This window comes from Pseudomonas sp. NS1(2017) (assembly GCF_002269425.1).
Lineage (GTDB): Bacteria > Pseudomonadota > Gammaproteobacteria > Pseudomonadales > Pseudomonadaceae > Aquipseudomonas > Aquipseudomonas reactans.
Genome location: NZ_CP022960.1, coordinates 6,237,420 through 6,242,279 on the forward strand (window position 1 = coordinate 6,237,420; position 4,860 = coordinate 6,242,279).

Below are 4,860 nucleotides of genomic sequence, written 5' to 3' on the forward strand. Positions count from 1 at the left end.
ATGACCGTGTTGCACTCAGCTCCTGCAACCGCCCACATAATCTACGCCTTTCATCGCATCGCGAATGCTGTCGTAGTTGCGCACATCACCGATATAAAACTTGAGTTTTGGGTTGTTTAACGCTATCCGCATGTCTTCCTGTTTCTTTTCATCGCGACTGAAAATGCGAATTTCCTTCACATCCGTCTTGAGAAAACGATTCAAAACAGCATTACCAAATGAGCCAGTACCGCCAGTAATCATTAAAACTTTATTATCGAACATCGCCGTACACCTGAAAATTAATTGAACTCATGCATGTATTTGACCAGCGCCGGCCAATCGGGAGGCACGTAACCTGTTGCTGCTCGGAACCTGCTTGAGTCCAGCGAGCGGTCGATAGAAAGCTCATCTGACGGTACGATATCGATGGATTTACCGTACACGTCGGCAATGAGCCTCAACAGGTCATACTTATTGATCGGTTGCGCGGAAACATGATAAAGGCCGTGCAGCTCAGGATGAGGCAGCACATGTTCATTAATTACTCTGGCGAGTTCCATCGTCGGCAAACCGGAAAAGATCGCTCGGGTAAAGCCCTTGACCTGGCCCTCTTGCGCGAGAAACCATCCGACAAGGCTACGCTGACCCGATAATTCTTTACCAATGATCGAAGTGCGCAATGTAATTGCGTGGGGATAATCAACCTCGCCTAAAAACTTCGATCGCCCATATAAGTCATAGGCGTCTGGAAAATCTGACTCGTGGTAGCCTCCCTTGGTCCCCGAGAAGACACAGTCCGTACTTACATGTACCAAGCGTGCGTTGACAGCCTTGCACAAAGCGGCCAATCGATGTGGCAGCAATGTGTTAATTGGCACCGCCAAGAGAGGATCATTTGCATCAGCAAGCTGCTTGACCAGGCCTACACAGTTGATGACGATATCCGGATGAATACTGCCGAAAGCCTTTATAAGTGAATCCTGGCTTTCAACATCAACATTGAAGACTAGCTTCTCCGTCAACGCCGGTGAGAAGTGGCTACGAGCACTCTCGCTTCGAGCGGTACCAAAAACACTCAATTCAGGATTGGCAGATAGCACGCGGTAAACCGCGTTACCCAGCATCCCAGAAACTCCCAAAACCATAACTCTCATTGCTTCAATCTCCACTTCCTTGGCACTACAAAGCCGCTTACTTTCTAACGTAAACACACACCGTCAGTTGAAGCCTTCGAAGGGCGCTGCCAAAAACATCACTCACAACGGACAACGCGGGCGGGACCCCGTTCGCACGTTGCCCACCAAATGTTTTCAGCTCATCCCCTTCGCAGGCGTCACGAGAGCCGATCATCGGGCCAGGAGACTCTAAATTCATCGCTACGCCCGCTGGGCAGGCATGTTTGATTTTACGTATGACGCTGAGCCAGCAATATTAGAGGCAAAATTGCAATAATAGAACTCTAAAACAACAAAAACGCGGCCATGCGTCGATATGCACAATAGCGTTGAGCCATCACTCTTTATGAGAAAAGGTATTTTCGTGGCAAACGCCTTTCACACGACAAGGTCGCAATCGCGCCACTCGCAAAGGGGCAAATCAGTTAAATACGGTACGAGCATTACAAAAATAAGCTAAATAAACCACCGTTCCTGCCGATACCCCCTGAAAGCCTTGCGGATTGAACAACCATGCGTAATAACCAACCCGTTACCCAGCGCGAACGTACCTTCCCCGCTCAGCAACGGTTGATCTCCACCACAGATGCCAAAGGCGTGATCACCTACTGCAACGACGCCTTCGTCGAGATCAGTGGGTTCTCCCGCGACGAACTGGTGCGTGCCCCGCACAATCTGGTCCGTCACCCGGATGTTCCGGCGGCGGTGTTCGCGCACATGTGGTCCACGCTCAAACAAGGCTTGCCATGGATGGGCATCGTCAAGAACCGCTGCAAGACCGGCGATCATTACTGGGTCAACGCCTATGTAACGCCGGTTTTCGAAGGCAACCAGGTGGTCGGCTACGAATCGGTGCGCATCAAGCCCACCGCCGAGCAGATCCGCCGGGCCGAAGCGCTCTACCACCGCATCAACCAGGGCAAGTCGGCGATCCCTCAGCGGGACAAGTGGCTGCCCGTGTTGCAGGACTGGCTGCCGTTTATCCTGGTGAGCCAGTTGAGCTTCATGATCGGCGCGTCCCTCAACTCCCACTGGGGCTTTGCCCTGGCGGCGGGGTTGTCGGTGCCGCTCGGCCTGCTGGGCCTGAGTTGGCAACAGCGCGGCCTCAAGCGCCTGCTGCGTTTGGCCGAGCAGACCACTTCCGACCCGTTGATCGCGCAGATGTACACCGACAGCCGTGGTGCTCAAGCGCGGTTGGAGATGTCGATCCTCAGCCAGGAAGCACGTCTGAAGACCTGTCTTACTCGCTTGCAGGACACTGCCGAACACCTCAACGACCAGGCCGCACAATCCAACACCCTGGCGCATAACAGCTCCAGTGGCCTGGAACGCCAGCGCGTCGAGACTGAGCAGGTGGCGACCGCCGTCAACCAGATGGCTGCCACCACCCAGGAAGTCGCCAGCCATGTGCAGCGCACCGCCGATGCGACCCAGGAGGCTAACCGCCTGACCGGTCGCGGCCGCGATATCGCCGGGGAAACCCGCGAGGCGATTCAGCGCTTGTCCGTAGCCGTGGGTGAGACTGGCGTGACCGTGACCCAGTTGGCCAAGGACAGTGATGAGATCGGCGGCGTCGTCGACGTGATCAAAGGCATTGCCGACCAGACCAACCTGCTGGCACTGAACGCGGCCATTGAGGCGGCACGCGCCGGCGAGATGGGTCGTGGCTTTGCGGTGGTGGCGGACGAAGTCCGTCAACTGGCGCAACGCACGGCTGAATCGACCGGGCAAATTCATGCCTTGATCGCCAAGCTGCAGCAAACCGCCAGCGCCGCCGTGCAAACCATGGACTCCGGGCACCGCCAGGCTGAAGAAGGCGTGGCGCGGGTGATGGAGGCGGATCAGGCGTTGGTGGGCATCAGTGAGGCGGTGGCGCATATCACCGACATGACCACGCAGATCGCGGCGGCAACTGAAGAGCAAAGCTCGGTGGCCGAAGAGATCAGCCGCAACATCAGCACCATTGCGTTGCTGGCGGATCAGACGTCGGAGCAGGCATTGAACTCGGCACAGTTGAGTGAAGAATTGACTCACACAGCCAATACCCAGTACTCCCTGGTCGAGCGTTTTAACCGGTAGCCCTTACCTGTAGGAGCGAGCTTGCTCGCGAAAATCGCCAACGATAACGCGGGCATTCTGGACGCCCGCAGTGTTCTCGGTTTTTTCGCGAGCAAGCTCGCTCCTACAAGGTCAATTCAAAAATGCTGCCACCTTCACCGACGCAGCCTCTAGATGCTGCTCATGACTAAAACCCGAAGCCTTCAACGGCTTCAAGTCATGATCCCCCGCCACGAGCCACATCACTTCGATGCTTGGTGACAACGCATACCCCTCCACCGCCGCCCGATTGCCCAGCGCATCGCGCTCGCCCTGCACGATCAACGTCGGCGTTTTCAGCCCGGCCAGGTGCTCGACCCGTGGTTTCTCCGGCTTGCCCACCGCATAGAACGGATACCCCAGGCACACCAGCCCATCCGCGCCTAATTCATCGGCCAACAAACTGGCCATCCGCCCGCCCATGGACTTGCCGCCGATGGCCAGCGTCCCAGCGACATGACGTCGCACCTCGGCATGCACCTCACGCCACGCTTCGAGCAGTTTGGGCGCCGGATTCGGCGGACGTTTACCGCCGTCCACCCGACGCTGGGCCATGTACGCAAACTCGAAGCGCAACACGTTGACGCCATGCCCGGCAAGGCGTGCAGCCATGTCATTCATAAACCCGGAGTCCATTGGCGCACCGGCGCCGTGGGCCAGGATCAGGGTGACCGGTTTGCCCGCAGCCTCGCCCGACGCGACATCCCACAACCAGCCGCGTTCCCGCACACACTGCGCCCATTGATCCCCGTCAATACTGGCCTTGTGCTCTTTGCCCATGCTTGCCTCGCTTTTTAGTCTGCCTATAACTCCAGCCCAAGTGCCGCATTTGCTTGGGTTGAACCGTGGATGGGGAACCATGAACACTACATTAAGTACCGCCTATAACTACAAGGTGGTCCGCCAATTCGCCATTATGACGGTGGTGTGGGGCATCGTCGGCATGGGGCTCGGGGTTTTTCTCGCCGCCCAATTGGTCTGGCCTGCACTCAACTTCGACTTGCCGTGGACCAGCTTCGGCCGCCTGCGCCCGTTGCACACCAACGCGGTGATCTTCGCCTTCGGTGGCTGCGCCTTGTTCGCCAGCTCCTTCTACTCGGTGCAACGCACCTGCCAGACACAGCTGTTCGCGCCGAAGATCGCCGCGTTCTGCTTCTGGGGCTGGCAGTTGGTCATCCTGCTGGCCGCGATCTCCTTGCCACTGGGCTACACCAGTTCCAAGGAGTACGCCGAGCTGGAATGGCCGATCGACATCCTCATCACCATCGTCTGGGTGGCCTACGCCATCGTGTTCTTCGGCACGGTGATGAAGCGCAACACCAAGCACATCTACGTCGGTAACTGGTTCTTCGGTGCATTCATCATCACCGTGGCCATCCTGCATATCGTCAACAACCTGGAAATCCCGGTCAGCCTGACCAAGTCCTACTCCCTTTACGGCGGTGCGACGGATGCCATGGTGCAGTGGTGGTATGGACATAACGCGGTAGGCTTTTTCCTCACCGCGGGCTTCCTGGGGATGATGTACTACTTCGTGCCCAAGCAAGCCGAACGTCCGGTGTATTCGTATCGCTTGTCCATCGTGCACTTCTGGGCGCTGATCACT

5 protein-coding genes are annotated in these 4,860 nt (G+C 57.0%); 2 read left to right on the top strand and 3 right to left on the bottom strand.

From position 1 onward, the window contains the following. Window positions 1-15: 15 nt before the first annotated feature. Together CI807_RS28960 and CI807_RS28965 are read right to left on the bottom strand one after the other, a co-directional pair. Window positions 16-264 (bottom strand): polysaccharide biosynthesis protein, encoded by a 249-nt coding sequence (locus CI807_RS28960; protein WP_371857990.1) that lies wholly within the window; start codon window positions 262-264, stop codon window positions 16-18. Window positions 265-281: 17 nt separating this feature from the next. Further along, a complete protein-coding gene (locus tag CI807_RS28965) occupies window positions 282-1,136 on the bottom strand; it encodes an SDR family oxidoreductase (protein WP_095017200.1) in 855 nt (284 codons plus the stop codon). Window positions 1,137-1,670: 534 nt separating this feature from the next. Here CI807_RS28965 and CI807_RS28970 point away from each other — a divergent pair. Further along, on the top strand, window positions 1,671-3,236 hold the full coding sequence (locus tag CI807_RS28970; protein ID WP_095017201.1) for a PAS domain-containing methyl-accepting chemotaxis protein: 1,566 nt from the start codon (window positions 1,671-1,673) through the stop codon (window positions 3,234-3,236). A gap of 111 nt (window positions 3,237-3,347) precedes the next feature. On the opposite strand, the gene CI807_RS28975 is transcribed toward CI807_RS28970, so the two are convergent. Then, window positions 3,348-4,034 (bottom strand): alpha/beta family hydrolase, encoded by a 687-nt coding sequence (locus CI807_RS28975; protein ID WP_095017202.1) that lies wholly within the window; start codon window positions 4,032-4,034, stop codon window positions 3,348-3,350. Window positions 4,035-4,113: 79 nt separating this feature from the next. Here CI807_RS28975 and CI807_RS28980 point away from each other — a divergent pair. After that, window positions 4,114-4,860: cbb3-type cytochrome c oxidase subunit I (locus CI807_RS28980; RefSeq protein ID WP_177409609.1), on the top strand; the 747-nt coding region annotated here is incomplete at its 3' end.